Source organism: Thermoproteota archaeon (assembly GCA_030130125.1).
In the GTDB taxonomy this organism is placed as follows: Archaea; Korarchaeota; Korarchaeia; order Korarchaeales; family Korarchaeaceae; genus Korarchaeum.
In genome coordinates, this window is the sequence record JARZZM010000049.1 from 1 (window position 1) to 4,654 (window position 4,654).

A 4,654-nucleotide genomic window follows, 5' to 3' on the forward strand; every position below is an offset into this window, starting at 1 on the left:
TATCACCGTTGTAGGCGTGAGCCACATATATGCTCCCGTTGGCCAGTCCTTGGAAGTACTCGCTCGTACCAGCGTAGGCAGCAAGGTAGGGCTTCTGTTTTATTAGGACCTCCTTCACCTCCTCCATCGTCTTGTCGCTCCAGTCGTTGGGATCCTTGCCGAGATAGGCCTTGGCCGAGAGCACGACCTCTATAGCCTCCTCGAGCATGGTTATCTTCTTCTTGTACTTCTCGAGGAATCCGTAGTTGGGATCGAATATCTGCTTCACCGTCGTAACTCCCTCAGGACAGAGGTAGTTCCTCCAAGAGTAGCCTGTGGTACCCCACATGTACACGAAACTGTACTTGTTGCCGGGATCGAAGGGTGGGTTCAGGAAGTTCGGATCCATGAACTTGGCGTTAGGTATGAGGGACTTGTCCAGCTCCCTCACGTACCCCCTCCTTATGGCGAGGGCCGCGTCGTTGTCGGGAAGGTCTATCACGTCGTAGCCGCTACCGCCAGCCTCGAGCTTGGCGAAGGGCTCGGCCGGGTCCTCGAACACATCGTAAACTATCTTATCCCTAGGTATGCCGGTCTCCTGGGAGAATATGTCGAGAAGGGCCTCTTGGATGTAGTATGACCAGTTATACACGTGGAGGGAGCCCTCATGCTTGGGCATCGCTGATACCGTTTTCGTCACGGTAGTGGTCACCACACCCTTCTCAGCGAGCTGCTTCCTGAGCTTCTCTATCTCCTTCTCATACTCAGCTATCTTCTCGGGGCTTATTCCCGGTCCTCTAAGCGACCAGCCGGCCGCTCCGCCGACAACGAGGCCAGCAACACCGGCTATCGCTATCTTCAAAAATTCCCTTCGGCTCGTCATGATGAACCCTAAACTGGCCTAATTCGGCTTGCTTTTAACCCTTGCCTCTGATCGAACTTCACCGCCAAGTTAGGATTTTTCTTTAACTGAATGGGGGTCCCTCAGGGAGTACCCTGTATGGTGATCTGTTCAAGCTTATTGGTGATCGAGGTGATCTGGTGGACCTCAAACAGCTGGGAAGCGACTTCAGTCTACGAAATGAATTATGACAGGTCCAGGATAGAGTCCCCTAGACCAAAGTCTCTGGAGGAGGCTGTACCTGTCCTCGTCGCTGTCCACGACCCTGTTCCCAAGTACCGCCACGTACTTACCTCTATAGCTCATCCTGAGCAGAGAAGCATTCCTCTCCAGCCAGTTCCTACCTCTCCTGTACTCCATGAGGTCGTCTATTAAAGTGGCCATCAGGGTGTTCCTGCGTCGAAGGGATAAAATGGATGTGGGGGAGATGTAATAAGCCCCTATCGCTTCCCTAGCAGGTAACCGGCGAAGAGCCCTATGAGGAGGGCCCCGAGGAGAAGGACCATCTGGGAAGTGGGGGTGCCCATCACCCTTGGGGTCGATACGGTTCGTGGTACCGTGATAGTCACCGTGGTGGGCGTTTTGGTGGGGGTCTCTGGTCCGGTTGCGGTGGGAGTCGTGATGGGGGTCTGCTTGGGCTGGCCCCCCGCCAAGGTAAGCAGGGACAGCATGTGGGCGTGAGCCGAGCTCAGCTCGAAGTACACTATAGAATCGAACTGGTTCCCTGACCCCTCATAGACCTTGGCAGTCTCCGCATAGCTCAATGCCAAGACGGGGATTATGCCCTTGCGGAGGAGTTCGTTTATTGAGGAGTAGCTCATCTTCCTGAGGGCGTCCTGGACGGCCTTGGGGTCGCTGGTGAACCACTGGTGTATCGATGCCGTCGCCTTCGCCAAGGCGCTGGTGGTCAGTCCCAAGCTCCCGTACAGGTCTCCCGAAGAGAACGCGGCTCCTGCCCTATCTAGCTCATCGGAGGCCTCGTTGAGCAGATCGGAGGTGGCTCCGATGTCCTGCAGCAGGCTGACCGCGTATGATACCACGCTCTCCGCCTCGTATAGCATGACCGAAGCCACTTTCCTCAAGCGTGATTCCGGCACGGTCTCTCCCTTACCCACCCCGAAGAGCCATGTCCAAGTCTCAGCCGTTTCCGCCCTCCAGTACGCGTAGGACAACCAGTGGAGGGCGCCCCAGTCCGTGGAGTCGAAATAAACCTCCTTGGACGCAAGCAGAGTCGCTCTGGAGAGCGCGTCCCTCGCCATATAGTAACGGGTCTTGGCAGCTATCAACGCCTCTAAAGAGCTCAGGCTGCTCGGTTTCGTCCCATTCAACCTACTTCCGACCGAATTTATCTTATCACTCGCCCTCTCAGCTATCAGATCGACGGATTTGGAACCAGAGACGGCGAAGTAGACGAGGGACCTCGCATACTCGGCCTCGAAGGTCGACTGGAAGGCAGAACTCGAGGCCGTATAATACAGCCCGCTGGCCAACTCCTTCTTGGCCTTGTTCGATAGCTCCTCCGATAATGCCAGAACTTTCTCGACCGCGTTCCTAGCCATGTAGCTGAGCTTGCTGAGGTTCGCCTCCACCCACTCCCTTATGTATTCGCTTTCCTTCAGGTAGTGATCTACCCACCTCTCTATCACCCCTTTGAGTTCCTTCGGGAGGTTCGGTTCCTTAGCTGTTGGGCGCTCCAGCTCTATGCCGATCATGTACCGCGCAGCGTCAGCGATTGTGCTCACCTCCTTGACTTCCACTCCCAGTTTCTTCCCTAGCTCGACGAGGTCCACCTTCTCCTTCTCCACGGTGGTCATTATGAGGGGCCCTATCTTCACCTGCTTGGGCACGGTCCTCTCGACCACCCTCTGACCAGAGGGAACCAAGAACACTTTGGCTCCAGCCCTAGCGGCAGCTTCCAGCTTCTCCGGTATACCCCCTACCGGCCCTACCGTTCCATCTGGGTTCACCATTCCCGTCATCACGACATCCTGCCTGACCTCCTTTCCTAGCAGAGAGGCTATCGTAGCTACTGTCATGGCCGCCCCGGCGCTAGGTCCACCTATTATCATGCTATCGGACTCCAAACGATAATAGAAGTTGTAGGAGAGGGGATCCTTGCCCAGAGTGTAGCTGGCGACAAGGGCGGCAGTTCTGGCTGCCCCTTGAGTATCGATCTGGGTTAGAGGATCGGCGGAGAAGTAAACATAGCCCTCTCCAGGCTCGACCTCGACGGTCAGGTTTCCCAGTGAACCCATCGATATTCCTTCCGGTGTCTGATATACTGCCGGAACTCTGGTGAATGCTCTGCTCCTGTTAGAGGCCTCAGAGGTTATAGGCGCCAGTAATGTGAGTATAAGAAGGACAGTTACTGCAATCTTACCCATTCTATGCATTCGAGTCACCGTATTCAAGTCGTTACTGGGGAAATTAACTGTTTGTGCGTCAATTGATTATTCCAAGCGGGAGGGGAGTTCGTCGAGAGGAAGACTATCGGATATGGAAGAAGGGCCCCGCAGCTCTCGGAACGGACAAGGTGCGGTGATGTTTAAAGCTATTGCCTATTCAAGCTGATCAGGTGATAGCATGTCCCCTGCATGGAAACCTAAGAGGAAGGTCCCCCTCCGAGTCGAGGACATAATGAGTAAACCTCCGATCACACTCCCGGTTACCGCGACAGTTGATGATGCCATCAAGACCATGTGGGAGAACCAAGTTGGGAGTGTACTCATAGTAGATGAGGATGGTAAGCTCGTTGGAATTGTCACCCAGAGGGATATCTTGTATACGGGATACAGGGGCCTTTGCGGTAAGGGGATACCGGTCAGGGATGTGATGACCGAGAACCCGATCACCATAAAGCCCGAGGAGCCCGTTGAAGAGGCCACTAGGAAGATGAAGGATGCCGACATATCGCACCTACCCGTGGTGGATGAGGAGGGCAAGCCCGTCGGCGTCCTCTCGATGAGGGACGTCATGGACGCCTCGATGCTGCTGCTGAGGGTCCTGCTGGGAGCCGAGTGATCGGCGCCCCTCAACCTTTTTTTGGATGTTAGGTCTCGATGGAGGGTGCTCGCTTTTGTCTAAGGAGGTCGAGTTAATAGAGGTACATGAGGAGCCTGATGAGGAATCTTTAGCCCTAGAAATTGCTCAGAAGTTGGACGAAGGAATCTCCGTGGTGCTGAAGGGTCCTCCCGAGAGGGTCAAGGTAATTATAGAGCTGATCAGGAGGTATGGAGCCAACTGGCTCCGAGTGGTTTACTCGCCACCGTGGGAGGATCCAGCCAAGTACGTGGAGTACGCCAGGTACTTGAGATCAGAAGCTCCGTACAGGGTGCTGGGTGAGAAGCCCCTCAAGAGGAGGATACTCATCAGGAGAATGGCCAAGGCCTCCTTCGACTACATGGATGCTCCCCTCGTAGATAGCAGATGCGCAAGTCTCGACCACTGCTACCTATGCATCGACAGCTGCCCTGAGAATGCCATAATTAGGGAGAAACCGGTCAAAATAGACCTGAGCAGGTGCACGGAGTGCGGGGCGTGCGTAAATGCCTGCCCCGTCGGCTATCTGACACCCCCTAGTTTCACGCTCATCGGTTTCAGGAGGTTCGCGAGGGAGTCCGATATCATTCACGCAGTTCCCCTATCGAAGCTTGAGGAAGTGGAAGATGGGAGCATCATTAGATCCCAGGAAGGATCCTTCCCGCTCGTTGCCGTACTGCTCTCCAAGGAGATGGGGGTTGAATTCAGGGGCGTCGGGCTTGACCTCTTGGATCC

The 4,654-nt window shown here is 55.1% G+C and carries 5 protein-coding genes; 2 read left to right on the forward strand and 3 right to left on the reverse strand.

Features of this window, described 5'->3' with window-relative positions; translation table 11 throughout:
* From QI197_07340 to QI197_07350, 3 genes are all read right to left on the reverse strand, one after another.
* A partial coding sequence (locus QI197_07340; protein MDK2373172.1) for an extracellular solute-binding protein occupies window positions 1–862 on the reverse strand: 862 nt, incomplete at its 3' end.
* 186 nt (window positions 863–1,048) lie between these two features.
* Entirely contained in the window at window positions 1,049–1,264 is a 216-nt protein-coding gene (locus QI197_07345) for a DUF5678 domain-containing protein (GenBank protein ID MDK2373173.1), read from the reverse strand.
* 56 nt (window positions 1,265–1,320) lie between these two features.
* Window positions 1,321–3,135, reverse strand: a complete 1,815-nt coding sequence (locus QI197_07350; protein MDK2373174.1) for a hypothetical protein — start codon at window positions 3,133–3,135, stop codon at window positions 1,321–1,323.
* A 328-nt stretch (window positions 3,136–3,463) separates the two neighbouring features.
* Here QI197_07350 and QI197_07355 point away from each other — a divergent pair, with 328 nt between their 5' ends.
* Both QI197_07355 and QI197_07360 read left to right on the forward strand, forming a co-directional pair.
* Window positions 3,464–3,901 (forward strand): CBS domain-containing protein, encoded by a 438-nt coding sequence (locus QI197_07355; protein ID MDK2373175.1) that lies wholly within the window; start codon window positions 3,464–3,466, stop codon window positions 3,899–3,901.
* Window positions 3,902–3,956: 55 nt separating this feature from the next.
* Window positions 3,957–4,654: 4Fe-4S binding protein (locus tag QI197_07360; protein MDK2373176.1), on the forward strand; the 698-nt coding region annotated here is incomplete at its 3' end.

Bases quoted from the DNA above. Each gene is read 5' to 3' on its own strand.
- QI197_07350 (MDK2373174.1), bottom strand. From the start codon at position 3,135: ATGGGTTCACTGGGAAACCTGACCGTCGAGGTCGAGCCTGGAGAGGGC.
- QI197_07355 (MDK2373175.1), top strand. From the start codon at position 3,464: ATGTCCCCTGCATGGAAACCTAAGAGGAAGGTCCCCCTCCGAGTCGAG.
- QI197_07345 (MDK2373173.1), bottom strand. From the start codon at position 1,264: ATGGCCACTTTAATAGACGACCTCATGGAGTACAGGAGAGGTAGGAAC.